The sequence below is a fragment of the Emticicia fontis genome (assembly GCF_054779675.1).
In genome coordinates, this window is sequence record NZ_BAAGXU010000021.1 from 147,685 (window position 1) to 174,676 (window position 26,992).

Consider the following 26,992-nt stretch of genomic DNA (forward strand, 5'->3'; position numbering starts at 1 on the left):
CTATCAATTGTTTTTAGAGATGATATTGAAATAAGATGAGGTAATGAGATTGTGTGCTTTTGTGAGATATAGTTGTTTCTTTTTCATAATTTTATTTTTAGTACTCAGCTTAGGTAAATAAGCTACTTTTCATAATTGTTGGGTCAAAACTACGACCCACCATTGCCAATGAAAATCTTTCTTGCCATGAAATGTAGGATGCGGGTGCTGATGTGCAGGAATGCGGGGTTGAAATGTATACAATTGAGAATGAAAATATGAGTCGCTCTAGGTGTTCCACCCTTATTCTTAAAAAATATCCGTACTTTTGTGATCCTCAATAATTAAAAAAATACTATGTCAGAATTCCCACCTTGCCCGAAATGTAATTGTGAATACGTGTATCCTAGTGATGGCCTGTTGATTTGTCCGGAATGTTTTTATGAATGGAACCCTGATGAAGTAGTGGCCGAAGAGATCGGCTCAAAGGTTTTAGACGCCAATGGAAATGAGCTGAAAGATGGTGATACCGTGGTAGTTATCAAAGATTTGCCTGTAAAAGGTGCGCCTAAACCCGTGAAAGCTGGTACGAAAGTAAAAAACATTCGCCTGACGGATGGAGACCATAATATCGACTGTAAAATCGATGGTTTCGGAGCCATGGGTTTAAAATCCGAATTCGTAAAAAAAGCATAAATGAATTAAGTGAATGAGTGCATTTGGCTAATCACTCATTCACTCAATCGCTCATTCAATCAATCCCTCAATCCCTCAATTATCTCTCTCCTTAAACAATATAAACTTCTACGAGTTGTTTAGAATAATAACCACAAACTTGACATTCGTACATACCCAATGAAACGACTAATCATTTTACTATTGATTACCGCTCGTGCCGTAAACGCACAAACCATTACCGAGTTCAGGCAATGGTATCTCGATAAACAAATCATCAATCCCGCTTTATTGGTAAATGCAACAGCCAATAATGCCTTATTATCGTTTTCTCCGGGGAACTATACAATTAAGTATCCCGGCAGTTCTTATTCCTTTAACAATTATCAGTTTCTGGCTTCTGGTACCTATCACCCTGATAAAAGTCCACATCATTTTGGAGGATATATCTGGGGACAACAACAGGCCAGTAACTCCCTCGTGCTCGATTACGCCTACGAAATGCCCATCAGCAGGCATACCAACCTGGCAATCGGCGCAAATCTGGGTATGTATAGCCCTTTGGAATTTAAAGAGGGAAAAATATTCAGATATGGCTTAGGAGTTGCCTTGCAGAATAAAAATAAAGAGAATTATATCGGGCTTTCGTTTCCACATATAGTCACTTCCGTTGAGAAAGGCGAATTTACTAATGCACCCTACAAAGCTCTGATTTTGCAAGGAGGGTACACCTTCTATATGTCGCACGATATAAAGTTTATTCCGTCGGCTTATCTGCAGGTTGATGTAAATAAAAGATATGGCCCCACAAGTCCCGGACAATTGTTGGCAGCAGATATAGCTTTCAGATATAAAGACCTGATTTATGTAAATGGAGCCGTGAGTGTAAAAAACTTTAATTTCAGCACCACAGGTGTTCAGCGATTCGGTGTAGGTTTTAAACCCAAACCCGAAATCATGTTGGGCTATCAGCGGGATGCCTTAGATGTTACCGATTTTAAGTATCATAGTATCTGGGTGAAATACTTTTTCCTTTCTAAAATAAGAAGGAAAGCTTCAACAAATACATCCGGCAATGTCAGCAATACTGCCAGAACCACAACCAATACTTCTAAATCAATCACTAATCCACCTAAATCGACAAATAATCAGCCCAAACCTGCGGCAAATAAATCAAAACCAGCGGTTAAAAAGAAACAATAGATACTATTGCGGTGGCATGGGTTTTTTATATTTGCTTTAACAAAACAGAAAAACCATGAAAACCAGAAAATCCATTCTTATAGGAGCGATATTGCTGACTTGTTTGTGCTGTAATAAAAAAGCAAGTTCAGTAGGACAATGTACTGAAAAGCCCAGCGACGGCAGAATGTGTACGGCCATTTATCAACCTGTATGCGGTTGCAATAACAAAACCTACGGTAATTCGTGCGAAGCAGAAGCCAGAGGGATAATGAAATATACAGAGGGAGAATGTAAGAAGACTGTTCCTGACTCTTAAAGGGGGACTTTATAGGAATAGAGGGTATGCTCGCATCAATAGAGTTTTTTGTTAATATTTGATTTTGCATCAGGGGCTTTGCGGAAGCCCCCGATGCAAAATCAAACCAATCTATTGCTTAATCCAGATTGCCCCGTTTTTAGTGGTAAACTTTTTAAGTTTGTTTTCCGCTACCAGCTTTTCCAGCGTTTTCTCTGCTTCTTTAAAAGAAACCTCCGCCAATTCTGAAAATTCTCTTAAAGTAAGCGTAGGGTACTTATGAAACAGGCTTTCCCAGTCTTTTGCATAAGTGATTTTGACAGTTTTAGGATAGATTTTATTAATCCAGGTTTCATAAGCTGAGTAAGGCTTAGTGCCATAGATAAACTCAGAATCACCAGCACTATTAGTAACAAAAATCGAAGGAAACCCTCTGACACCCATTTTTTTAGCAAGACTTAAATCAGCCTGGAAAAGTTCTTTACCTATGCCCTCATAATCTTGTTTTAATTTCTCCGAATCCAGACCTGCCTTTATGGCTGCCTGTTTCAATACTTCCCATTTGGTAATGTTCTTCTTTTGCAGAAACACCATTTCACGCATATTTCTTAAGAAGACAATCGCTTTTTTCTCATCCTGCAATTGTGCTGCTTTGAAAGCAATAGAAGGCGGATAAGACGAATCCAGAGGGTCTTCCAGCCAAACATCCCCATCAATCGGCATTTGATAATGCAGACTTACTTCATCCCAATGATGCGCCACATCAGAAGGCTTGCTGATACCACCGCTATTATAACTCCAGTCAGGCAAAAGCCCGCCCATATGATATTCAATTTCAACGTCATGCCCATATTCCAGTTTTAGTCTTCTCAGTTGTGGTTCAATCCCCCAGCATGAAGAACAGATAGGGTCTGTGAAATAGATAATCTTTACAGGCTTATTTACCGCATTTATCTTTTGATTATCAGTAGTATTTGCCACTCCGGGAATTTCACAGATACCTGTTTCAGGGTCGCAAAGTAGTGGATTATTATTTGTTGTCATTTGTTTTTTGGTTTGTGCCTGGCAACTAAAAATGCCGGCAATTAAGAGAAATAATATTGTTTTAATGTTCATGTCTGAATTTGTTGAACCATTTTCAGTTGAATTATTTTATATGATTGCACAAAGGTCTGAAACCTTACGAACACAGTCAATAAGTCAAAAAAACATGACTACTAAAAAGATGGATGAAACCTCAGAAACATGCCCTGCGCAGACATTGCTAAAACTACTATCAGGCAAATGGAAGCCCGAAATCTTTCGGTTGGCTGTGAAAGAACCATTGCGTTTCAGTAGCCTATTGCGCCAGTTAGAAGGCTCAAACAAGCAGACATTGGCAATAGCTCTGAAAGAACTGGAAGAGACAGGATTATTAGAAAAAGTAACGATTAAACTGAAACCCTTGCATATTGAGTACTATCTGACAGACAAAGGAAAAACGATGATTCCGGTATTTGAGACATTGGAGGCGCTTGCGAATTAGTCAATTGATTGTTGATATTTTAAAAAAGAGAATTTGAAGTTTTAATAAAATCTTGGCTTGCAGCATATCTTCCATCTCCTATAAATTCAGTAAATGTATTATCAATATCAAATGCTTCAATTAACCTGAATTTACTTTTAGGAGAATTAAGGGTTCCTAATAAATCTTTTAAAGAAAACTCGTCGTTAATTTTTGATGAATATTCAGCTAACAAAGCTTTTAAAAATTCAAGCCCTATTACCAGAATTTCACCACTATCCACACCAAATAAGCATTCTTCCGATAAATCATATTCTTCAAAGTCTTCTTTGAAAATTCTGAATATTTCTGAAACATCTATTTCATATTTACCTTCAACAAAGTCATTTATCGAGTAGAAACCAATAATAGAACGACCATATGGAAACAACTCTTTATTGATTTTTTCTGCTTCAGCAGGCGTAATTTGCTCTTCAATTGGCCATTGAATAAAATAATCTAAGACCTTTCTATTAAGAAATAAGGGGTCAATTATTATAACATTGCGTGAGGATAAATAAATATCAAACTTCATTTCTCTTAAACATCAAATGGAAAACAATATTAACTATTCATATTTTAACTTTATCGTCAAAACATAAAAAATAATATCTGAGATGATTTATGAGCTACACCTCTGCATTTCATCAATTATTTCCTACATTACGTCAAACTGCTTTTTGGAGCAAGCAAGATTAATACTACATTCGTTTAAAATAATTGAATCGCTAATTTCTTGTCCGTTTGATGCAAAACTGGTTTTTTAGATATAAGCTTCATCACATTCTTTTCTGGATAGGCTATCATTTATTGTGGATGTGGATTAACATCGGCAATCTTCATGATGCTTATGCCTATCTTTTTCTGGGAGCTTTTCCTGTTAAATTCTACGGTTATATCGTTTTTCAGGCCTTAGGCGCTTATTTTAATCTGTATTACCTTATACCGAGGTTTTTATATTTAGGTAAGTATAAAACTTATATTGCACTGGTTATCCTTACCATAATGGTTTGTTCTGCTTTTATTGTAGGAGGCTACTATCTGGCTCCCTATTTCTCTGATCTGACTTTTGAACAGATATTCGGCCGCCGCCCTGACCAATTCCTGCTTATTTTTACTTCCAACGCCTTTCCATCTACTGTCGGCAGCATGACATTGGCCATGAGTATAAAACTAGGCAAAAACTGGTTGGAAACTGAGAAAAAACGCCGTGATTTAGAAAAAGACAACCTCGAAACCGAATTGAAATACCTGAAATCTCAGATAAACCCTCATTTTTTATTCAATACCATTAATTCTATTTTTGTATTGATACATAAAAATCCTGATTTAGCATCTGAATCACTGGCCTCATTTTCAGAAATGTTGCGCTATCAATTATACGAATGCAACGATCAGGAGATTCCACTAAGTAAAGAATTGCATTTTTTAGAGAATTTTATAGAATTAGAGTCACTTCGCCTGAATGAGAACCAGACCGAATTGCAATTTGAGATTAACCATGCTTCGGCACAGGGGGTAAGTATTTCACCTTTTATCCTTCTTCCGTTTGTTGAAAATACTTTCAAACACGTATCTAAAGGAAAAACACAGAAGAATTTCATACGGATGTGCCTGGCGGTAAAAGACAATAAACAACTGGAAATGCACATAGAAAACAGTCGGGGAGGGGAGTCCACTTCACCCTCATCGGGTATAGGATTAAAGAATGTACAACGCCGATTGAATCTGATTTATCCGCACCACCATCAACTTCAGGTTGAAAATGATGCTAAAACCTATAAAGTAGCGCTTACGATAGATTTAAAATGAAACTCAGGTGTGTCATAGTAGATGATGAGCCATTGGCAAGCGAAGGCTTGATGAAGTATATCGAGGTAATTGACTACTTCGAACTGGTAGCCATTGCCGAGAATCCGCTAGAACTGAATAAAATACTGGAAAATGAACGCATCGACCTAATATTTCTGGATATTCAAATGCCGCACATGACAGGGCTGGACTTTCTGAAAATCAAGACTAATCTGCCAATGGTCATTATTACAACGGCCTATCCCAATTACGCTTTAGAGGGCTTTCAGTTTGATGTAGTGGATTATCTACTAAAACCCATTACATTCAATCGATTCTTTAAAGCTACCAACAAGGCTAAGGAATTACACTTTCTGAAAAACCTGAAAACAGATATTCAGCCACAAAATTCAGAGCCAGACTACTTGTTTATCAAATGCGAAAGCAAGTATGAAAAGATTCTGATTGATGAAATTCTGTTTGTACAAGCCCTCCAGAATTATGTAATTATCTTCACCACCCGAGGCAAATATATGACTTTGCTCCCCCTGAAAACCGTAGAAGAATACCTTGACCCAACTCGTTTTCTACGTGTGCACAAATCCTATCTGGTAGCCATTGCCAAAATCGGAAGCATCGAAAACAACGACATCACCATTCAAAGCCACCTGATTCCCATCAGCCGCACCATGCGTGAGCAGGTAATAGAAATTGTAGTGAAAAGTAAGTTGTTGAGTAGATGAAGTATTGTCGAATGTCCTATCTTAAACTAGGTTGATTCAAAACTGTAAATAGACAACGGAAAAGTTATAATTAGAGAGCCTATGCTATCCTAAAATGAATTTACTCTGAGTTGTCAAAGGTAAATGGAAAAAATTTGTTAAAGTCAAATCTCTCCTCCAGATAAAGCTTAATTAAAACAATATTAACTTTAATATTAAGTCAAATATGAGCATTTCTGATCCCTAAATTAAATAAATAAGCCGTAAAATAAAAAAAATATTAATATTCTGATTAAATTCTGAAATTAGACGAAAATATCTAATATTCATGAAAATAATATTTACTGCTGCCCTAATATTTTTAACAATTATTGTAACGCATGCGCAGTTACCTTCTAAAGTAATTGAGATAGACTCAATTACGCTTACGCCCAAAGAACCTTTACCTTTCGACCAAGCTTTTACTCTTAAAATACCAATTACAGGTAAAAAAGTTAGTTTCGTTTATATAGTACAGCAAGTACTGAATTTTGATTTAAAGCAATCGGTTGAGCAAAGATTATTAAATAATCAAAAAGCATACGAAACATTTCCAAAGAGTTATTTTAAAGTAGAGATTGATGAGAAGAAAAAGAACTATTTGTTTGTTGATTTTAAGAGCAAATTTTTATTAGAACCAAACAAAAGATATACACTTATTTTTTCTGCAGGGCCAAATGAAAAAACATATGAAATTTTTGATTCATACAGAAAGCTTAAACGTGGTCTTACTACTGATTCTGTCTTTGAAAAAAAATATCTCGATTTATCAGATGCGATTGCTGATAGATTTGACGGTCTAAGATTTAATTACACTACTGACATTAACATAGCGAAGAAAAACGTAGACAGTTTGTATAATGCAAGTCTAAAGATTAAATATGATAAAATTGATGCATTATTGACTTCTCTTGATAGCTCAATCGCAATTTCAAATTTGCATGTATTATTTAATGGTAATCCTAACTTGAATGATTTTTTGAAAATAATTGCTTCAGCAAATGCCGCAATTGACGAAAAATTCAGAGAAAAGTTTATGTTAAATAACGAAACACTTAATATGATTAATGAGTTGCACAGACTCGATATAGATTTTTATAAAAAAACACTTAATGGATATTTATCGATTGGTTGTAGATATTGTGAGGCAATAGATACATTGAAATACTCTGAAAGAATCAAGATGATTGATAAATCAATTGATAGTCTCTCAAGACTAGAAACTCTTTCAAGAAGCCTTTCAGTGAATTTTGCTTCTCAAATTAGTATAAGCATTAATATTAGCGCCTATCTGAAAGAACTTAGAACAAGTAAGAAAATACTAAAAGAAATTGAAAAGCTACTTACAGATATTAAAAATGAAATTTCTAAAGATCCGAAGTTCAATGTAGCAGAACTTGTAGAGGGTCATTCTTTCGCTATTAATTTTGCAGCAAGAAGTGCATATTCCATAGTACCTGATTTTGGCTTGGTAAACACACGATTATTTGCAAATGGTAGAGAAAATGATTATAAATTTATGCCATACCTAGGTTTTCATGTTAATCTTAGACCAATTAATAAGGACTTGCATTTCTGGTCTTATAAGCACAAAAACTTATTTCATTTTCTGTCGATTTTTGTCGGGTGGACATTGGTAAAAGTAGAAAGTAGTAAGCGTTTAGATTTTTTTGAAAATAGTTCTCTTTTAACAGGTTTTGGCTTTAGACTTGGAAATGCTCTAAGATTAGTAGGTGGTAAAATGTGGTATTTTAATGTTGATACTAATGGAATAAGAAATTTTTCTAATATGAACTTTGCTGGGTTGTCTCTTGATTTTGAGCTTGAAAAATTATTTAATGGATTTAAGGACCTAAAACCAAATAAAATAAGTGTTACTAATTAACTTTTAATAATGTTATATGGCTAATAAAAATACAAATAAAACTATATGGAAAAAAACTGCAAGAAATATTTCCATAGAACAATTGATTGTATCAATTAACGAGTTAATTGCTGATGGTAAAATTGAGGGAATTGCCCAAAGTAAAATCGAAACAATAAAATTTTCAGTAGAAGAGAGAAGAGATTCTCTTCTAGAAGACTCGAGGCTTAGGGTAGAATCAAGAGGAGTTTTAGCTGCTGATACAGAAATTGAAAGAGATTTATGTAATGGTAGGCCAATACCTCCCAGACCACCGATACCTTCAGATGGGCAATGCACTCATGTTTTTAATAGAAGGACTTGTAAATGGGAAATATGCTGTGGCCCTGGTTGCTTTTAGTACATTTTAAATGAAGTAATCGTATCTTAGGAATTTAGAGTATATTAATTTAAATTCCTAAGATACGCTAGAAAACTACTCATACTTCAACTGCATAGCCTTTATCTCACCTTTACCAGCAGCTTTGCCCGATACATTGATACCAACTCTTGCGGCTCTGTCCCAACGTGGTAGCCAGAGATTATCTACTTCGGCAATTTTGTTGGCAGCGTCAGGCTTTTCGCCTTTCAATTCATAACTGAATTCGTAGAAACGGCCATTATAGCTTTGTAGTTTCAGCGTAATATCTTTTCCGGTGGCAATGGGTTGCGTTTTAACGGTTTCATGTACACCATCTTTTATACGCCATACTTCTACGGTGTTTTTGCGCACACCATAGCCCAGCGCATTTTTTGTGTCTCCATAAATCACGATGCTTTGCATAAGCTCATCTTTGGGCGTTACCTCAACCGTGAAAGTATAGCTTCCTTTTTTGATATTAAACCCGATAAAATTGCCTGTTTCAAGCAGATTAGTGTTTTCAATCTGCAATGCGCCGTTTTGTACAGCATATTTTGGTTCCGGATAATGCACATCGTGTATCCAACGCAGATTAGGCACCGGCTGACTAAAATTGATATTGAAACCCGCATAATTGGTGATACTTGTACCAGCAGGTGCTTCTGCTTGCTGAGGGGTAGTTTTACCATATCTGAAAACAGGCCATTGAGTGGCTTTATCCCACACCAGTTCACTCAATACACCCTGGCGCCCGACAAATGTGAAATCGGCAGCGCTGTATGCATGGTGCAGATAAAAATAACGATTATCAGGTGTAGTAACTACTGTACCATGCCCCGGACATTTCCATACATCATCACTTACCAGTACCGGATTCCCGGCGTATTTCACCCATGGGCCTTGAATTTTTTCAGCCCTTGCAAAACCAACCATATAATTGCATTTGCTGCCACAACAAGAATTACCCGAATAGAGCATATACCAGTATTTGCCTCGTTTAAAAATAGCCTGTCCTTCGGCACCACCTCCTTCCCAGTCTTCTTTATTGGCTGTAATGATATTAAATTCTTTGCCTATCATCTTTAATCCGTCGGCAGATAGTTCGGCGCCTAATAATTCTATGGTCTTGCCTTTATCTAGCCCATAAGCTTTCCAGGTTATGAATAGTTTGCCCTTGTCTTCTATCACATAGGCATCAATGGCTTCGCTCGTCCATTCTATAATTACCCCGTGGTCGGTAAAACCTTTTTTCAAGTCTTTAGTAGTGGCCACACCTATATAAGAGCGTTTGTCTGACTTGCGACGGGCAGTATAATAGCAAAAATAAGTATCATTATGATAAAATAGCTCCGGTGCCCAGAAACTACCCATCGTCCACTCTGGCATTTCATGAAACACAGGGCCGATGTATTCCCAGTCTGTCAGGTTTTTTGAAGCGTACATCGGATAAGCCGGCCCCCATTCTGACGAGGTTCCTGCCGCATAATAGGTATCACCTACACGAATCACTGATGGGTCGGCAAAATCTCCGGCAATAACCGGGTTTCTATAAGTATTAACTGGACGCAGGCCTCGCTTTTGTGCAAACGTAGCAGTAGTAAAAATCAAGAATGTAATAAAAAAAGCAGAGAATAATTTCATATAAGGTTGGTTGAATAAGATGGCGAAGAAAAGGAATTATTTTGAAATAAGAAACTTTGGGTGACAAATTTGTGGCGCTAATCTCCATGTTCGCATCATAAAGGTTTATTTTCGGGATACCATTACAACCGATTAGCCTTTCTTCAAGTCATGCTCATGTTTTGAAGACTAATCTATGAAAAAACTACTGATTTTTACTTGTTGGCTGGTTGGGCTCGGAGCTATGGCTCAGGAGCAGGTGACTGATTTTGCAAATATGAAGATTCCAAGTCTTCGCTATGTGCAAAAGGTGGATACCATTAACGGTAAGTTAGTTTTTTATATCTACCGAACTGAAACTGGGAGGAGCAATTTATGGACAACAGATGGTACGCCGGAAAATACCCATTTGCTGTCGGATAGCACGGGTGAGTCGCCTGATTTGAGCGAAGCAAGTGTCAGACAATATGGCTATCTGTATCTGAAACGAGAATATATCTATCGTACCAAAGGTGACACACTGGAGCGCGTGATTCGAAATATAGGTGAACTTGAAGGCTTTCATGCGTTCAATGGAAAAGTCCTGCTGTATTATCGCAATTATCAATCGAATGGCGTTGAGAATATGAATATATCTGAGTTCGATTGGCTGAATGAAGATAATACCCGTACCAAATGGGATGAAAATGTGCTGCAGTATAAATTCATCGATTCTACTTTGCACTACCTTAAATTCAATTATCAGACAAGGCTTTATGAAATAGGTAGGCTTACTAAAAACGGACTTCTTACCAAGAATATCATAGCCGATTCAAACGCAGGTATTATAAATAAGTTTGAGTATCTCTCTCATAATGGCATAGATTATTATTTCTTCGAGGGTGAAAAAGGAAGAAAGATGGTCTCGAAGCCCTATGATAGTAAAAGTGATGTACAATTGATAGATTGGGGTGGGCAATCATTCATGCCTTTTGTGATAAAGGATAGTTTGCAAAATATCTATTTTCTGAAGCATTACGGCACGGTATCAATTTTTGCCTTGTCAGAAAGTAATGAACTGACCGAGAAATGGAATGTATCTATCAGCAAAATATATCTCAGCAATAATGATATCTGGGGCAATAGTGCGGCATATTGGCATTTTTTGCTTGTAGGAGATAAACTTATTTTTAATTCAACTTTAGGCGGGGAAGGTATCAATTCTTATTTTCTGAATGTATTTGACCTGAAAACGGGTGCCAATAAAAAGAGTAAGAATCTGGTAGAACATTTCTGGCGGTATTATTCACACCTGAAAATTAGTGTGCTGGATACCAATACTTATGTATTGGATAATCAGGCGGATGTAAGAGTTACTTATAGTTTTTTGAAAGACTCGGTAATTTCTGTCAAATCTTATCCATTGAAATATGATTCTTTGATAGTCCTCCCTAAACAGACTGTGCTATTGTCAGGGAGTGTTTACAATTATATGAATGGCATAAAAACTCCTCTTATTCCGATAAAACAATTGTATCAACTTGATGGGACTGAGAGTTTTAAGTTCCGAATACTTAATAATCGAATTTTTTACTGGAAGTATAATCCTGCTACTGGAAATACCGACGTATGGGCAAGTAAAGGAGAAAAGAACGATCTGCAATTATTGGTAAGTTTGAAAGGAGGATTTGATTTTTTTGGAGATAATGTATTTACACAAGGAGCTAAAATTTATTTTTATAGCTATAATGTATCGGGTGGAATGTCTTTTTATGAGATAGATGGGACAGAGGAAGGAACAAAGAAAATCTATGAAAGTAGTCCTCTTTTTAGAACCGGTGTGCAAAATGTACAGTTGAATACCAATCAATTGGTTATAAGATTAGCTGATACAGACGGAAAAGGCAATATCCTTATTATTAAAAACGGTAACGTGAAACTGGTGAGTTTTCAGATATTAGCCTATTATGATTTTTATCTGACGCTGAACGATGTTTATATTACTAAAACTAATGGTTATGCTCAGAACTTATTCAAAGTAGTTGGAGATACACTTAAGTTGATTGACCAAAGTATTGCTAATCTGGCTATTTATAATGATCAATTATTTTATGGACGGGTTGTGGCTGTGCAAGATAATCTATTGGGTTTGTTTACTATAAATCCTACCGATACTTCTACGCGGTTTTTGCCTGATAACATCAGTAGTTTTAACATATTTGGTACTCGATTACTCTATACTCAGGTTATCAATCAGAATAATGTTTTCTCGGTAATTGATTTGTCTACAAACAAAGTCGAAGTAAATAAAGCTAAAAGTAGCCCTAATGGAAGAATACAATATCTGAATGATGCCATTGTGATGTACCAGGGGGCAAATCTGGTGATAATAAAGAATGGCTTGATGAGAGAGTATAATATCGGATTTAATGCCGACTATGGAGTTATCCAATTTAATAAGGGCGTGTTGATATTGGGTTATAAGAATATTACCTATTACGATTTTGCGAGAGATAGAGGTATCAGGGTTCTACAAGATCAATTATATAATTATCAATGGCTTATTAATTCGGGGCTAAAAGATAATGAATTCTTTGTAATTCCTTTGGGTGCAAGTGAAAGCTATGAGCCAACGGGATGGGCTTATTGGTCGGTAGTAGAAGAGAGATTGAGAGCCTTCGACCCAGGGATAAAATCGTTTACTAATTTATATAGTAAAGGCGTATTGTCATATCGTAGCAATAGTATCCGTAAATCTTACTGGTATTTTAATGGAACGGAGCTTATAGAAAGTTACCTGTTACCTGAGTATGGTCCACAAGGAATTTTTAGATACAATAACAATGTATATACCGCTATAGGTACGCCTGAAACCGGAATGGAATTATATCAATTGGGAAGTGATGCTCTCTTTGCTTTTCCGGAAATCGTGAAAGGAACGGAGGGAATTGATTTAAGGAGTGTTTTCGAATATAACAACCAGGTGTATGTCTATGGGTTCACTTATATCAGCGGCTGGCAGGTCTGGAAGATGTCTGATGCCAAAGCAATTATTACGGATACAGAATCTCCACTTGAGCCTTTTTTAGATCATTTTACTATCTACCCAAACCCCACGCAAGATTGGCTTTATCTCAATTCAGAAAAACCTTTGCCTTATAGATTAATCAATACCAGAGGGCAATTGCTGATGCAGGGGAATCTATCTTCACAGGAAGGCATTAATATGAAACAATTACCACAAGGAGTTCATTTGGTTCAGTTATTTGATGGAGGGAAGGCGTATGTACTAAAAATCGTAAAAGAATAGAACTTCCCCATTGCGTAAATCAGAAGTATGAAAGGATACCAAACGCCTGGAACGCCCGATGAGTTTGGGAGCAGTGCATCGCACGATGCAAAGGCTAGAAGAAAAAGGCATTACTGGGCGATTCAGACAAATGCTTTTATAAGCATGGGTCGAGTAGTCTTTTATTTTTCAGCCTTAGCAATATTCGTTTCGTGATTAGGTTTAGTTACATTCACAGCAGAACAACGTACCAAAGAGATTGGTATCCGCAAAGTATTGGGTGCTACAGTAGCCAATATTGTCACTTTATTATCCAAAGACTTCCTACGATTGGTTGTACTAGCGATATTGATTGCCTCACCTCCAGCCTGGTTTGTAATGAACAAATGGCTGGCAGATTTTGCTTTTAAAACGGATATAGAATGGTGGATTTTTGTATTATCAGGCATAATGGCCATCTCTATTGCCTTATCCACGGTTAGCTTTAAGGCCATCAGAGCAGTGGTAGTTAACCCAGTGAAAAGCTTGCAAAGCGAGTAGTTATATTTGTGGCGCGAACCTCCCGGTTCGACGAGCGACGAACCGGGAGGTTCGCGCCACCTAAAACTTATTCACTTCTCAGACTTTTGATTGGATTCATCAAGGCCGCCTTTATGCTCTGGAAGCTCACAGTTAATAGCGCCACTGCTATAGCTAATAAGCCTGCAACTGCAAATATCCACCAGCTGAGTTCAACACGATAGGCGAAATCCTGTAACCATTGATTCATGACGTACCACGCAATCGGGCTTACAATCAGAATAGCAATCAGGATTAGTTTGATGAAATCTTTAGATAATAAGACCACTACACTCATCACCGAAGCACCTAATACTTTACGAACACCAATTTCTTTTGTGCGTTGCTGAGCTGTAAACATTGCTAAACCAAATAGCCCCAGACACGAAATGAAAATAATCAAAGTAGCAAAAATGCTGAATAATTGCCCCGTACGTTGCTCTGACTGATAAATCTTATTAAATCTGTCATTCAAGAATGAATAAGCGAAGGGATTATCCGTTTGCGCTTTCCACTTCTGCTCTAAAATATTCAATAGCCCCGGTATATCACTAGTACGTACTCTGATAGCCATTTGATAGGTATCAGCGCCAAAATACATCACCAGAGGCGCAATATAATTATGAATTGATTCATAATGAAAATCTTTTACCACACCAATTACCGTATACGTTCTTACGCTTGATGGATCTCCATTACCTATGGTTTTCAATCGTTGGCCGATTGCGTTCTTGAAACCAAACTCTTTGGCGGCGGCCTCGTTAATCAATATTGCTGCTGTATCTGAGCGTACACTTTTTGAGAAATTGCGTCCCGCAGCCAGACCAATACCCAGAGTAGTCAAATAATCATCATCAATATTATAAGTCTTATCACGATAAGTAACCGGATGATCTGAACCATTTTCAATGATAAATCCATCGGCGCCGTTATTAGACGCTCCTGCAGGGATATAGCCTGCCATCGTGACATTCGCCACCTGCGATAGTTGCTTTATTTCATCCTTAAGAGAATTTAATTTTTTACCTAGCGTATAAGTATCATGTAAAACCAGGATTTGATCTTTGTCGAACCCTACCTTTTTACTCTGAATAAAATTCAACTGACGATAAACCACAATAGTGCCGATAATCATGCCGATAGAAACCACAAACTGGGTAGTAACTAAAGTACTGCGCAACCAACTACTTTTAAATCCGGCGCTGATTTTGCCTTTTAATACACTTACAGGTTTGAAAGCCGATAGAAAAAATGCCGGATAACTTCCTGCCAGTAAGCCAATAAACAGACAGGCAAGCAGAATACCTGGCAGCATCATGCCTTTGACTAAAATGCCTGCCTCAAATGCTTTGCCCGATAGCTGATTAAAATAAGGTAAGGCCAATATAACAATCGATAATGCTACAAATAAAGCCATAAAAGTAACCAATACAGACTCGCTCAGAAATTGCCCGATTAACTGATATTGTACTGACCCCAATACTTTGCGGATACCCACCTCCTTAGCCCGATTGGCAGAGCCTGCGGTGGATAGATTCATGAAATTGATACAGGCTATTAGCAGAAGAAAAATAGCAATGGCCGAGAAAATATAGACGTATTTAATATCACTATTGGCTTCTGCTTCTCCATCTAAATGAGACTTCAGATGAATGTCTGTGATAGGCTGAAAGACAAACCGAAAATCATCCCCTCTTTTTCTGAATTCAGTAAGTGAAGTACCCAAAAACTCCTGAATTTCGGGGCCAATATATTTCTCAACTAAGGCAGGCATAGCAGCATTTAGTTTTTCAATGGTATATCCTTCACGTAGTACGGCATATGTTAGAGCTGCGCTGGACAGCCATTTCTCCCGCATCTGAATGCTATTAATAGAACCAAATATATCATAATGGAAATGGGTATTAGCTGGTATATCTTCACAAATTCCGGTAATCCGATAGATATCATTTTCACCAAAGGTCAGTGTTTTTCCGATAGGGTCACTATTACCGAAATATTTGTCAGCCGTAGTTTCTGTAATTACTATTGTTTTCGGTTCTTTCAGAACAGTTTTAGGATTTCCTTTTAGCAATGGAATAGAAAATACCTCAAAGAAATTGGAATCGGCAAAAGTAATGCGCTCTTCTTTAAAACTCTCATTGTCTTTTTTTACAATGAATGTTCCTTGAGAAATCAGTCGGGTAGTAGCTTCAATACCCGGAATTTCCCGGATTAATGCAGGCCCTGCCGGAGCACTCGAATACGCACCACTTACTTCTTTGCCTGCCAGCATCCCTTTGATCGTCATTCTATACATACGATTGGCTTTCGCATGATATTTATCATAGCTCAATTCATGTTGAACAAACAAAACAATGAGCAGGCAGGAAGCTAAGCCAATGGCAAGCCCCAGTATATTGATGGTTGTGTAAGCCTTACGAAGCATCAGATTACGCCAGGCAATTTTCAGATAGTTACGAATCATAGTAGGAGAGAGGGATATAGATGAATAATGATTAGATGATTGGTTACGGAAAAAGAAAGGAGTCAGGTACTGAAGCACAGCCCACCAATAATCTTTATTGGCCTGACGTTGGCTAACCTGCGTAAGGCGCTTCTGATAAAATTCATGCAAATCGCCCTGTACATCTTCTTTCAGATCAGGCGAAAGAAACCACTCTAACAAACGGTCAGGCCAGCGGGGTGGTTGGGGAGTTTGGTTATCGGTCATAATAGCTTTTTCTTTTTATTTGATAATCACTTGCAACTTACCAGTCGGAATCTCCTGCCAGAGGTTTGCCCGCATTTCCTGTATTTCAAGCAAGGCTTTGCTTCCGGTAGCTGTCAGCGCAAAAAAACGTTTGCGTCTACCACCGCGCTCGGCGGTTGCCCCGCCCAGTTCTGAGGCCAGATAGCCTTTCTCTTCCAGTCGGTAAAGGGTGGCATGAACGGCACTCATGGTAATGGCGCGCCCCGTTTGCTGTTGCAGACGTTCCCATATAGTTACGCCATAGGCTTCTTCCGAACAGCCCGCAATAACCAGAAGAACTACTTCTTCAAACTCTCCTAAAAAGGTTCTTTTCATAATTTTTTATCTTAAGAATGATTTCTTATAATAATAGAAAACAAATAGGGTGCCAGAAATGGAAAATGCCCTCTACGGTTCAAAATGAAGGGTTTTTGATTGATAGAAAAAATGGACGTGTCCAGAAACGGACAGTTTTAGTCCATTTCTGGACGAAATGAAGAACAGTTTTTTTGAACTTACTTATTAGGTTTTACCAAAATAGAAAAGAGATTATTAAAAATGAAAAGTACCCATAAATAAGAATGTTTTGATGTTACCTGATTATTTCGTAAGTATGCACCGAATTTATAAATAGTATCTCACATACTTTCTCATTAAAACAAATTCACCCATGAAACTTTTGTCCCAACTCTGCATTTGTCTATTATTTATGACCAAGACTTTTGGTCAAATCACACCCAAAAAACTTCTGGTATACTATAGCTGGCCTTCTGGATTGAATTCTGCGTCTAATCAAGGAGACCTTGATAAAGTCGCTAATGATTTTAAGCAATATGATTACCTGGTATTGGGTGCTGACCTTGAATTGGCCTCGCATGGAGACCATGCCAAAACTATTACTATACTAAACAAGATGGCGGGTTCATCAACTAAAGTATTTGGCTATATTGATTTGGGTGTTACCAATGGAGGCAAAAACTTCTCTATCAGCGAGATTCAGCAAAGGGTAGATGCCTGGAAAGCAATGGGCATAACAGGGATTTTCTTTGATGATTTCGGTTATGATTATGGTGTAAGCCGTCAAAGACAAAATGATGCGGTCAATTATGTACATGGACAGACCTTGAAAGTAGTTGCCAATGGCTGGAACCCTGATGAGGTTTTTGGTAATACGGTCGATGGAACTTATAATCCAACAAGCATTGCCACTGTATTAAATGCAGGTGACTTTTATCTGAGTGAAAGTTATCTGATAAATACCTGGGATTATGAAGCCAATATAGCTGCATGGAAAACAAAAGCTGATAAATTAAGAAATTATCAGCAAAGCATTGCTTTTAAAGTGTTGTCTCTTACCACAAGTAATGCGGCAAACCAACAAAACTATGATCAGAATCGCTTCTTTTATGCCTGGTATGGAGCAGCTATTGATAACCATGAAGCCATTGGCTGGGGAGAATATCTTTTTTCTTGCTGTGATCCTATCAATGGAGTGTCGCCATTTAGGGCAAGACCTAATGTAAACATAGGGTCTTCTTATACTTCGGCGGTTCAACAAGCCGGAAATGAAATTTATCGGTTTACTAATCTTGGTAAAATTGCAATTAATACCAGTACCCATACTTTTAGTTTTACGCCTTCATCGAATATTTGTACCAGTATTACCTCAGGTAACTGGCATTCCAGTTCTTCGTGGGATTGTGGAAGAATACCAGGCAACTCTGATGAGGTAATCATTAAAAGTGGTCATAAAATAAGTCTTAATCAGCCAGAACAATTGACCACGTGTATGAAAATTCTTGTAGAAACCGGAGGAATATTTGATTGTAAAACCAGGTTTTTGTCGATATCTGCTAATTGATTATTAAAGATTTTAGAAGGCTAATAACATCAGCGTGCGAATATAATTATTGGCACGCTAAAAATTACGTACCACTATTATACCTTCCTTCAATAATATCTCCGATATTTGCCTTGCTCCAAAACCTACCTATTCAACATGGAAAAAATTAACTGGGGAATTATCGGCTGCGGTGATGTAACCGAGCTCAAAAGTGGCCCCGCTTTTAATAAAGTACCCAACTCATCATTAATAGCCGTTATGCGCCGCGATGCCACCAAGGCAGAAGATTATGCCCGTCGGCATGGTGTACCTAAATGGTATAGCGATGCTCAGCAATTGATTAATGACCCCGAAATCAATGCCATTTATGTAGCTACTCCACCTTCAACCCATGAAGAATATACACTAGCAGCCATCAAGGCCGGAAAACCGGTTTATGTAGAAAAGCCTATGGCAGGCGATTATGCTGCGGCTATCCGTATGGCCGAGGCTGCCAGAGATAAAAATATCAAACTGGTAGTAGCACATTACCGCCGCCAGCAGCAAAGATTCAAGAAAGTAAAACAATTAATAGAAGAAAAGGCCATTGGCGATGTTCGTCTCGTGCGCCTTGAATTAGCCAAATTGCCTTTGACTCCACAGGAAATGGCAGACCCTAAAACTGCCTGGCGCATAGATCCTGCTACGGCGGGTGGAGGGATGTTTCACGACCTTTCTCCACATCAACTAGATTTGATGTACTATTTCTTTGGAGAAGTAGAAAAAGTAACGGGTCTGGCCACAAATCAGGGAGGATTTTATGAGGCCGATGATATGGTAGTGGCTAATGTCTTGTTTAAAAACGGCACTGTTTTTAACGGAACCTGGTGTTTCAATGCCGGAAAGGCCGCTGATTATTGTGAGATACAAGGCACCAAAGGCAAAATTGGCTTTACTGTGTTCAGCACGGATAGCATTACAGTAGAAATGGATGGTAAAGCAGAAACACTTACGTTTGATCCGCTTCTTCATGTTCAACAACCTATGATTGAAGCTGTTGTTAACTATTTTTTAGATAAAGGCCCGAACCCTGATACAGGTTTTGAAGGGGCAGAAGTAATGCGATTGATAGAGACGAGTGTTAAATCATAATGGTTTGTGTCAGGGTATAACAAATAGCTAAACTCTCATCATCTGGCAATAGACACAAGAAATAATCTATAATATATCTTAGCTTTTTTCTGCGTCATTACCACCAGATGTTTCGATTGATAGTATCAGATTCATCTATTGAGTTATGATAAAGCTATCAACAGGGCTAAATGTTTTATGAAAGCATAATTACAGTAAACTGGTCTTTGTAACGATTGAAGAAATTTATTGATTATTGTAGACAGGGTCGTTCAATAAAGTTAACTGAAATAAGTCTTTATTAGGCGCCGAATAAAAAAACAGTTCCTCCTCTGCACAAAACTCAACCAGAGATTCGTAGTGCAATAAGGTAAAAGTTTTGTAGAATACATGAAGCAAATCGCCATCATGATTGATACCTATAATTTGATTTAGCAAAGTATCCTCACTTAATTTTTCAAGAATATTATCTACCTGTTGCTCAGACATATATTTGTTTTTTGCGAGCAAAGGTAGATAGAATTATTGTAAACTTTTTGTCGAGGTTTTTATAAGCTCTATTTGTATTAAGTTTCTGTCTAATTTGCGTATGCAATTGCATGATTATAGAATTATATCTTCTCGAATACAGACTCACGACTTGTGAATAATCTGCTATCTTTGCCCTATGTTAGCCCAACTAAAACATATTATCCAACGAGAGGCAAAGCTATTTTTTCAGCTAAAGAAATCGGAGCGCTTATGGCATATTCCGGTATTGGCTTCACTGTGTACAGGCTTACCCTTATTGATTGGCTATTATCTGGGCAGGCTTGATTATGGGACACTAGCCTGTATGGGTGGTTTGGTTATTCTCTATCTACCATCAACCAGTCTCGAAAACCGGATGCTTACCTTACTGGTTTGTGCATTTGGGTTTATCATGAGCTTTACCGTAGGTATTGCCTTTAGTTTTAATCATTATGTGTCGGCAGCAATATTGGGTGTCTATGCTTTTGGCATTAACTGGCTCACCAATTATTTCAGACTTTCGCCGCCCGGCAATTTCTTTTTTGTAATGCTTGCTTCAATGGCTAGTTGTATGCCTTTTGATTTGATGGCCATTCCAACCAAAATTGGCTTATTAGCACTCGGGACTATCGGAGGTTTTATATTTGCCATGGGATATAGCCTATATATTGTCAGAAAATACCCGGATAAAATAAAAGATTCGGGCATAAGAAAACGACATTATACCAACCTGACTGAATCGATTATTGTAGGTCTATTTATTACTATCTCATTATTGACTGGTCATATCTTCAAATTTGATAATCCTTATTGGATACCTATCTCTTGTCTGGCCATTATGCAGGGTATGAATGTGACACAGGTAAGCCAGCGAAGTTTTCATCGGATTGTAGGAACGTTTATAGGCATGGGTTTCTCATGGCTTTTATTACAATTCAACCTCAATACACTGCAAATCTGTATCAGCATCATTGTCTTGCAGTTTATTATTGAGATATTGGTAGTGCGGCATTATGCACTGGCGGTGATATTTATCACCCCAATGACAGTCTTCCTGATAGAACTAAGCCGAGGTGGAGGAGTTGACCCCAATAGGGTAATTACTACGAGGTTCCTTGATATTTTCATTGGCAGTCTGATTGGAGTGGCAGGAGGCTGGCTATTGCATAACCAGAAATTACATCGGAAAGCCGAACGGCAATTGAGAAAAACCAGAGTGGCGATTTTGAGGAAATAGTTCTCTCTTTATTCCATCTTTGTCTTTAATAAGTTTGTGAGTATCTTGCCAATAAAATAAGTACCACTCACTCGCAAATAAACAAATTATGAAAAAACTCATGACACTTGCTCTATTATCAGGAGCGCTTATCTCACACGCACAAACCACACCCATCCTTAAATCTAAAACCAAATATGCAACAATTATTGAAGGCAACGAAGAGCGCCAGAAATGGTTGTTGAATCCGAAAGATAAACTTCAGGATTATAGTATTTCCAAAAGCCCGAAAGGCAAATGGGTACGATTTATTACTGATACCGACTCAATCAAAAAACTCCTTAAGCCCGGCGAAAAACTAGCGTTCAGGGTAGTAATTGCCGATAAAGATACCTGCCGAATCAGTATCGAAAGCCCTCAGATTAAGAATTATGCCAATCAGAAACCTGTGCAACATGATACTATTCCATTCGTACTGACGGATTATAACAATATCAAATTTAAAGCAGTACTCAACAGACGAGATAGCCTTGATTTAAAATTTGATTCAGGTACCACCGGATTATTATTGACTCATGATGCCATTAAAGAAAAAACGCATAATCTGGATCCGGATAAGGCGGAAAATCATTTACAGATTGGCAGTCTAAACTGGAGTAATCTGGAAGTATTTCCCGTAGCCATATCAGGACAGGGAACAGACGGCCGTTTTGGTTGGGATTTATTTGATGGCAAAGTGGTGGAGATAGATTATGATAAAAACCTGATGATTGTACATACCCGAATGCCTGAGTTAGGCAAAGGCTATTCAAAATTCCCGATTGAGTATACGCATACCTTATTTTGCATCAATGGCGAATTGCAGATAAAAGACCAGAAATTTAAGAACCGCTTTTTGTTTGATAACGGCTACCAGCGAACCATTATGATGGATACCCTGCTGATGCATGAACAGAATTATCCGAAGGACCTTGAAGTGATAAAAAAAGTGGTAATGAAAAACGGACAGGGCAAAGAGATTCCGGTCTACACGGTTAATAATGAAAGACTGAATCTGGGTAAAAATATATTGTACGATATTCCGGTACAATTATTAGCAACCGCTAATCCGGCCAGATTCAAAACACATATCATGGGTAATGAGGTATTGAAGCGCTTTAATACTATTCTGGATTTTCAGAAGAATTATGTATACTTGAAACCTAATAGTTTGTTTAATATGCCTTATACCGATGCCAGAAAAAAGAATGGATAATGCCAAGCGTGTCACACTTATACTCGTCCGCAAAAGAGTGTGGCACGCTTAGCTTTGGGATGGCATATTTCTAGCTTCTATAACCACTTTGCTGACGCACCATCCAACCCGGATATTGTAAAGGTAATGGACTAACCTCATCAATTTTCTTCAAATCTTCTGCACTTAAATCGATTGCAGTTGATTGAATATTGTCATTAAGCTGATTAATACTTTTAGCTCCGATAATCGTGCTGGTAATGCCAGGCTGTTGCCTTACCCAAGCCAATGCCACTTGTGCCACAGAGGCATTATGTTGGGTAGCAATGTCTTTCATCACATCTACTAAATCATACGCTTTTTCTTTGTTGATAGGAGGGAAGTCGAAGTTCTCTCTTCTCGAACCTGAACTTGATTGCTCACGGGTGAATTTTCCACTTAAGAAACCTCCCGCCAACGGACTCCACGGGAAAATAGCCAGTTGATGATCTTTTGCCATCGGAACTAACTCATGCTCAATATCGCGCGATACGGCAGAATAATAATATTGCAAACCAATAAACTGTTGCCAGCCATGATATTTGGCAATGGCCTGTGCTTTGGCTACCATCCAGGCAGGCCAGTTACAGATAGCAATATAGCGCACTTTACCAGTATTAACGATGTCGTTGAGGGTATGCACAATTTGCTCAACAGAGGTTTTTGGGTCAACTCCATGAACATATAAAACATCAATATAATCTAATTGCAGACGTTTCAGACTGGCATCAACAGAATTGAAAATATTGTAGCGCGAAAGCCCCAGACTATTAGGCGATTGCTCCATTCTTCCCAGTACTTTCGTCGCAATCACCAGTTGATCTCTGCGCAAGCCTAAATCTTTAATAGATTGTCCCAATAGTTGTTCTGACTGACCGAAAGAATACACATTGGCTGTATCAAAGAAATTGATGCCGGCATCAACAGATGCTTTTATTAATTCGTTTACTTCCTGCTGTTGCAATTGACCGATACTTCCCCATATACCGGCATTTTGTCCACCGAAAGTCATTGTACCAAAGCAAAGTTCTGAAACCATCAATCCGGTTTCTCCTACATAATTGTATTTCATTATTAGCGCTTGTTTGATGATTAATAATAAAACCCCTTATTTATAGAAAGTTTTTCTGCGCTATAACGTTCATTTTGAGGATTAAATTATGGTTAATGAAATAGCGGAACAATTGAAAAACAGTAGGTCGCTTTCGTTGATAAAAATGTTCTTGCAAAGAGATTAAGAGGCTTTTTTAGTACTCATTGCGTCCATAGTTGCTTCTTTTGAATCCCCTAAAACTACTTTACGATGTTTCTGCCCCCATAAAACAATTGAACCAATAAGCGGTTCTAGCGAATGACCATGGTCGGTGAGGCTATAAAGTACACTGCCCTTCTCTTCTTCACGATTTAGCAGTTTGTTCATTTCAAGATATTTAAGCTCTTTCGTCAGAATACGTGGAGTAATCTCACCTATATCACGTTTCAAGTCATTAAATCGTTTAGGTTTGTCGCACAGACTTGCTAAGATTGCACCTCTCCACCGCCCTCCTATAATATCAATCACATCTTGCACATCGCGTAATTGCCCTTGTTTTTGTTTATTTTTCATTGTGAGGTAGTATCCTGAAGTATACTTGTTTTTTGAGGCAATTTAACAGATTTTATTGGTTGCCACTATACCTTTGCCTAAAACAATTCATGTAATTAGAATGAATATTACGATTATCGGTGCATCGTCGGGCTTAGGTTTACAGACGGTTAAGAGGGCATTGGAAAGAAACCACCGGGTCACTACCTTATCACGTTCAGAGGGGCAGTTGCTGAATGATACAAATCTTATAAAAATTAAGGGTGACGCCACAAGAAAGGAAGACTTGAAAAAATCATTGAGTAGTGCAGAGGCATTGATTGTCACATTAGGCACGGGCAAAAGTATAAAGGCAACTACTTTATACTCTGATTTCGCCAGATTATTAGTAGAGATTCATGAAGAAAATGAGTTGGCTATTCCTGTTATAGTACTCACAGGTTTCGGGGCAGGTAATAGTGGCAGGTATAATAGTTTGCTTCTGCAGATAGCTTTTTTTGTGGCACTAAGAAAAGTATACGCCGACAAAACAAGAATGGAAGAAATCATTTCAGCCTCAAATATGCTATGGGTGATTGCCAGACCGGGACTTTTAAATGATGGAGAATTGACTGAAGAATACAGGGTAGAAAACAGACTTTTCAAAGGAGTAAAAATAGGGGGAATAAGCCGTGCTGATGTAGCTGATTTTCTGGTAAGACAAGCCGAAAACCCAACTGAATTGCGCAGGTTTCCGGCTTTATCAAAAGAGTGATAGTACAACGAAGATTTTACAACTTCAAAATCTTGATATTTCTATACCAGACAGTGCTGCCCCAGTCTTGCAGGCCGATTCTTCCGGAATAGCTGCCCTTGCCGATGGGTGCTTTAGCCAAACCACTTTTAGCAATTTTGTCTTTCCAGTCCTGGCTGTTCAGGTCATGTTCTTGTACCATAAAGCCATTCTGATAAACAGTTAATTTCCCTTTTTTAACAATGAAATGAATCTGATTCCATTCGCCTTGTGGATTGCTCTCGCGCAGGCGAGCATTGGCAACACCAAAGAAATCGCTGGCACGGTGGGTATTTTCAGCCGCCCCTTCATAAATTTTATCGTCAATAACTTGCAGCTCCAGACCCGTATTATGCATATTTTTGTACTCGGGTGTTTCTTTTACGAAAAAGAAAATACCACTATTGGCAAACTTACTTACTTTCCATTCTGCTTTCAATTCAAAATCTCCTTTTACTTCCTCATCAGTTACAATGTCACCACCATTCTTGGCTTTATTCCCGGCTCTTTCGGGCACATTTAACTTGATAGCGCCCTGGTCGATAAGCCAGGCTGAACCGGGTTCTTTTGCACCATAGGCATGCCAGCCTTTCAGGTCTTTTCCATTAAATAGTAATTTCCAGCCTGCTTTTTTTTCTTCTGATGTTAAGGTATTTTGTGCATGAGTTTGGATTAGTGCACAGCTAAATAATAAAACCAAAAATAGCTTGTTCATTTTGTTGTCTCGTGTTAAAGGTTAAAAAGCAAATATAGCAGTATTTGATAAATTAATACATGGTGAATGAGCATAAGCATACAACCGAATTTGGAAGAGAAAATTATATAAAACCTCATTCTCGATCATTATATACTTACGGATTCTTGAGTGCTGACTAATCTAAGCCGCCTTTATTAATGATAATGATTTTTTTTTGCGTTTTTTTAACTTTAATTTTATAGATTCATTACTGAAATTTTCAGGAACGAATGTAAATTAGCACTTTCCTACCACAAAAGATATAACTTATGCATTTCCGAGACTTAAAAAGCACTCCGAAACGGGAGTGGGAATTTATCTACAGCCAATACTGCCTGACTTTCCCGATTGATGAAAGAAGAAATGAAGAACAGTTTTATGCTTTGTTTCAGAACGAACATACTCGCATCTTTGGTATTGATGCCAATAATAATGCAATGGGCTACTTTGTCACATGGCCTATGAGCAATTTCTTGTTTGTAGAATTTTTTGAAATTTATCAGATTTACAGAAGCACCGGACTAGGCGCAAGGGCTTTGGAAGAATTAAAAAACCAATATAAGGTGCTGGTTCTGGAAACTGAACCTCCCTCTATGGGCAGCATAGCCAAAAAACGTATAGAGTTTTACGAGCGCAACGGATTTCAGATTGCCGACCCTGATTATATCCAGCCGGCTTATGATTCTACCAAAAACAGTATCAATCTTTACCTGATGGCTACTGATACCGTTGATGTCAATGCCGTGAAAGTTGAAATTTATAATAAGGTTTATGGAAAAAACATTTGAATGGGTGAATGGCTCAAGGAAAACGGAGAATGGATAAACGCCGGATTTACAGCATCCGGTTTTAGGAAACGAGGCTTAGTACCCAATACCTGATTATACTATGCTCTTGCCGCTTGTACATCATAGGTAAGTGTAGAATATTAATTGATTGAGAGAATATCATTAATCGTTCATTTACTCGCTCACTCAATAAATTATTCCCCTAAAATTAATAAATAAAACTAGTCACCAGATTTCTTGGTTTCTGCTGATTAATCGACCATTAGAAGAAATAATATTGCGTTTTAGTATTTTAAACTCATACCATATTTCTATGCCCAATAAAACGTCCTACTATTCAGTAGGGTCAAAGCCTAACCTTTACATGAATTATCAATTGAGAGAAGGAATTGGTATTGTTGATTTACCAATAATTTTATTAATATTTTGTTCTTAATTTGAGAAGGTTTTATCTTCCAATTACAAAATGCGACTATTTAGCTATCTTTT

General features: G+C 37.8%; 24 protein-coding genes and 1 pseudogene. 16 read left to right on the forward strand and 9 right to left on the reverse strand.

Annotation, left to right across the window (positions count from 1 at the left end; translation table 11 throughout):
• Window positions 1-336 precede the first annotated feature (336 nt).
• From ACYVFA_RS12750 to ACYVFA_RS12760, 3 genes are all read left to right on the forward strand, one after another.
• Window positions 337-675: an alkylphosphonate utilization protein gene (locus ACYVFA_RS12750; protein WP_460472212.1), complete on the forward strand. Its 339-nt coding sequence runs from the start codon at window positions 337-339 to the stop codon at window positions 673-675.
• Window positions 676-834: 159 nt separating this feature from the next.
• On the forward strand, window positions 835-1,857 hold the full coding sequence (locus ACYVFA_RS12755; protein WP_460472213.1) for a PorP/SprF family type IX secretion system membrane protein: 1,023 nt from the start codon (window positions 835-837) through the stop codon (window positions 1,855-1,857).
• Window positions 1,858-1,912: 55 nt separating this feature from the next.
• Window positions 1,913-2,155: a Kazal-type serine protease inhibitor family protein gene (locus ACYVFA_RS12760; RefSeq protein ID WP_460472214.1), complete on the forward strand. Its 243-nt coding sequence runs from the start codon at window positions 1,913-1,915 to the stop codon at window positions 2,153-2,155.
• A gap of 111 nt (window positions 2,156-2,266) precedes the next feature.
• Here ACYVFA_RS12760 and ACYVFA_RS12765 read toward each other — a convergent pair whose 3' ends face one another.
• A complete protein-coding gene (locus ACYVFA_RS12765) occupies window positions 2,267-3,178 on the reverse strand; it encodes a ClpXP adapter SpxH family protein (RefSeq protein ID WP_460472215.1) in 912 nt (303 codons plus the stop codon).
• A gap of 166 nt (window positions 3,179-3,344) precedes the next feature.
• Between ACYVFA_RS12765 and ACYVFA_RS12770 the strand changes: the two genes are divergently transcribed.
• Window positions 3,345-3,659, forward strand: a complete 315-nt coding sequence (locus tag ACYVFA_RS12770) for a winged helix-turn-helix transcriptional regulator (RefSeq protein ID WP_460472216.1) — start codon at window positions 3,345-3,347, stop codon at window positions 3,657-3,659.
• Between the two features lie 19 nt (window positions 3,660-3,678).
• On the opposite strand, the gene ACYVFA_RS12775 is transcribed toward ACYVFA_RS12770, so the two are convergent.
• The gene (locus tag ACYVFA_RS12775) at window positions 3,679-4,212 is read right to left on the reverse strand and encodes a hypothetical protein (RefSeq protein WP_460472217.1); all 534 of its coding nucleotides are present in this window, start codon (window positions 4,210-4,212) and stop codon (window positions 3,679-3,681) included.
• Window positions 4,213-4,424: 212 nt separating this feature from the next.
• Here ACYVFA_RS12775 and ACYVFA_RS12780 point away from each other — a divergent pair, with 212 nt between their 5' ends.
• The 4 genes from ACYVFA_RS12780 to ACYVFA_RS12795 all read left to right on the forward strand — a co-directional run bounded on the left by ACYVFA_RS12780 (window position 4,425) and on the right by ACYVFA_RS12795 (window position 8,493).
• A complete protein-coding gene (locus tag ACYVFA_RS12780) occupies window positions 4,425-5,489 on the forward strand; it encodes a sensor histidine kinase (protein WP_460472218.1) in 1,065 nt (354 codons plus the stop codon).
• Window positions 5,486-6,211 (forward strand): LytR/AlgR family response regulator transcription factor, encoded by a 726-nt coding sequence (locus ACYVFA_RS12785; RefSeq protein ID WP_460472219.1) that lies wholly within the window; start codon window positions 5,486-5,488, stop codon window positions 6,209-6,211. Before ACYVFA_RS12780 ends, ACYVFA_RS12785 begins: the two co-directional genes overlap by 4 nt.
• A gap of 307 nt (window positions 6,212-6,518) precedes the next feature.
• Window positions 6,519-8,114 carry a hypothetical protein gene (locus ACYVFA_RS12790; protein WP_460472220.1) on the forward strand — a complete coding sequence of 532 codons (1,596 nt, stop codon included), beginning with the start codon at window positions 6,519-6,521 and terminating at the stop codon, window positions 8,112-8,114.
• Window positions 8,115-8,130: 16 nt separating this feature from the next.
• On the forward strand, window positions 8,131-8,493 hold the full coding sequence (locus ACYVFA_RS12795) for a hypothetical protein (protein WP_460472221.1): 363 nt from the start codon (window positions 8,131-8,133) through the stop codon (window positions 8,491-8,493).
• A gap of 75 nt (window positions 8,494-8,568) precedes the next feature.
• Here the strand turns inward: ACYVFA_RS12795 and ACYVFA_RS12800 are convergent, their stop codons facing one another.
• Window positions 8,569-10,134 (reverse strand): glycoside hydrolase family 43 protein, encoded by a 1,566-nt coding sequence (locus ACYVFA_RS12800; protein WP_460472222.1) that lies wholly within the window; start codon window positions 10,132-10,134, stop codon window positions 8,569-8,571.
• A 175-nt stretch (window positions 10,135-10,309) separates the two neighbouring features.
• Here ACYVFA_RS12800 and ACYVFA_RS12805 point away from each other — a divergent pair, with 175 nt between their 5' ends.
• Complete coding sequence (locus ACYVFA_RS12805; protein ID WP_460472223.1) at window positions 10,310-13,402, forward strand: T9SS type A sorting domain-containing protein; 3,093 nt, start codon at window positions 10,310-10,312, stop codon at window positions 13,400-13,402.
• A gap of 165 nt (window positions 13,403-13,567) precedes the next feature.
• Window positions 13,568-13,921, forward strand: a pseudogene (locus ACYVFA_RS12810) (ABC transporter permease); the annotation flags it as partial.
• A 67-nt stretch (window positions 13,922-13,988) separates the two neighbouring features.
• Here ACYVFA_RS12810 and ACYVFA_RS12815 read toward each other — a convergent pair.
• Both ACYVFA_RS12815 and ACYVFA_RS12820 read right to left on the reverse strand, forming a co-directional pair.
• Entirely contained in the window at window positions 13,989-16,652 is a 2,664-nt protein-coding gene (locus tag ACYVFA_RS12815; RefSeq protein ID WP_460472224.1) for an ABC transporter permease, read from the reverse strand.
• A gap of 15 nt (window positions 16,653-16,667) precedes the next feature.
• A complete protein-coding gene (locus tag ACYVFA_RS12820) occupies window positions 16,668-17,006 on the reverse strand; it encodes a PadR family transcriptional regulator (protein ID WP_460472225.1) in 339 nt (112 codons plus the stop codon).
• A 334-nt stretch (window positions 17,007-17,340) separates the two neighbouring features.
• On the opposite strand from ACYVFA_RS12820, the gene ACYVFA_RS12825 reads away from it, so the two are divergent.
• Both ACYVFA_RS12825 and ACYVFA_RS12830 read left to right on the forward strand, forming a co-directional pair.
• A complete protein-coding gene (locus ACYVFA_RS12825) occupies window positions 17,341-18,531 on the forward strand; it encodes a hypothetical protein (RefSeq protein WP_460472226.1) in 1,191 nt (396 codons plus the stop codon).
• 138 nt (window positions 18,532-18,669) lie between these two features.
• On the forward strand, window positions 18,670-19,644 hold the full coding sequence (locus ACYVFA_RS12830) for a Gfo/Idh/MocA family protein (RefSeq protein WP_460472227.1): 975 nt from the start codon (window positions 18,670-18,672) through the stop codon (window positions 19,642-19,644).
• Between the two features lie 225 nt (window positions 19,645-19,869).
• On the opposite strand, the gene ACYVFA_RS12835 is transcribed toward ACYVFA_RS12830, so the two are convergent.
• Entirely contained in the window at window positions 19,870-20,112 is a 243-nt protein-coding gene (locus ACYVFA_RS12835) for a hypothetical protein (RefSeq protein ID WP_460472228.1), read from the reverse strand.
• A 178-nt stretch (window positions 20,113-20,290) separates the two neighbouring features.
• Between ACYVFA_RS12835 and ACYVFA_RS12840 the strand changes: the two genes are divergently transcribed.
• Entirely contained in the window at window positions 20,291-21,370 is a 1,080-nt protein-coding gene (locus ACYVFA_RS12840; protein ID WP_460472229.1) for an FUSC family protein, read from the forward strand.
• 88 nt (window positions 21,371-21,458) lie between these two features.
• Window positions 21,459-22,604 carry a hypothetical protein gene (locus ACYVFA_RS12845; RefSeq protein WP_460472230.1) on the forward strand — a complete coding sequence of 382 codons (1,146 nt, stop codon included), beginning with the start codon at window positions 21,459-21,461 and terminating at the stop codon, window positions 22,602-22,604.
• Between the two features lie 70 nt (window positions 22,605-22,674).
• On the opposite strand, the gene ACYVFA_RS12850 is transcribed toward ACYVFA_RS12845, so the two are convergent.
• Entirely contained in the window at window positions 22,675-23,694 is a 1,020-nt protein-coding gene (locus ACYVFA_RS12850) for an aldo/keto reductase (RefSeq protein WP_460472231.1), read from the reverse strand.
• A 162-nt stretch (window positions 23,695-23,856) separates the two neighbouring features.
• A complete protein-coding gene (locus ACYVFA_RS12855; RefSeq protein WP_460472232.1) occupies window positions 23,857-24,228 on the reverse strand; it encodes a winged helix-turn-helix transcriptional regulator in 372 nt (123 codons plus the stop codon).
• Between the two features lie 100 nt (window positions 24,229-24,328).
• On the opposite strand from ACYVFA_RS12855, the gene ACYVFA_RS12860 reads away from it, so the two are divergent.
• A complete protein-coding gene (locus tag ACYVFA_RS12860) occupies window positions 24,329-24,961 on the forward strand; it encodes an NAD(P)-dependent oxidoreductase (RefSeq protein WP_460472233.1) in 633 nt (210 codons plus the stop codon).
• Between the two features lie 16 nt (window positions 24,962-24,977).
• On the opposite strand, the gene ACYVFA_RS12865 is transcribed toward ACYVFA_RS12860, so the two are convergent.
• Window positions 24,978-25,694 (reverse strand): 3-keto-disaccharide hydrolase, encoded by a 717-nt coding sequence (locus ACYVFA_RS12865; RefSeq protein WP_460472234.1) that lies wholly within the window; start codon window positions 25,692-25,694, stop codon window positions 24,978-24,980.
• 290 nt (window positions 25,695-25,984) lie between these two features.
• On the opposite strand from ACYVFA_RS12865, the gene ACYVFA_RS12870 reads away from it, so the two are divergent.
• Complete coding sequence (locus tag ACYVFA_RS12870; RefSeq protein WP_460472235.1) at window positions 25,985-26,503, forward strand: GNAT family N-acetyltransferase; 519 nt, start codon at window positions 25,985-25,987, stop codon at window positions 26,501-26,503.
• Window positions 26,504-26,992 lie beyond the last annotated feature (489 nt).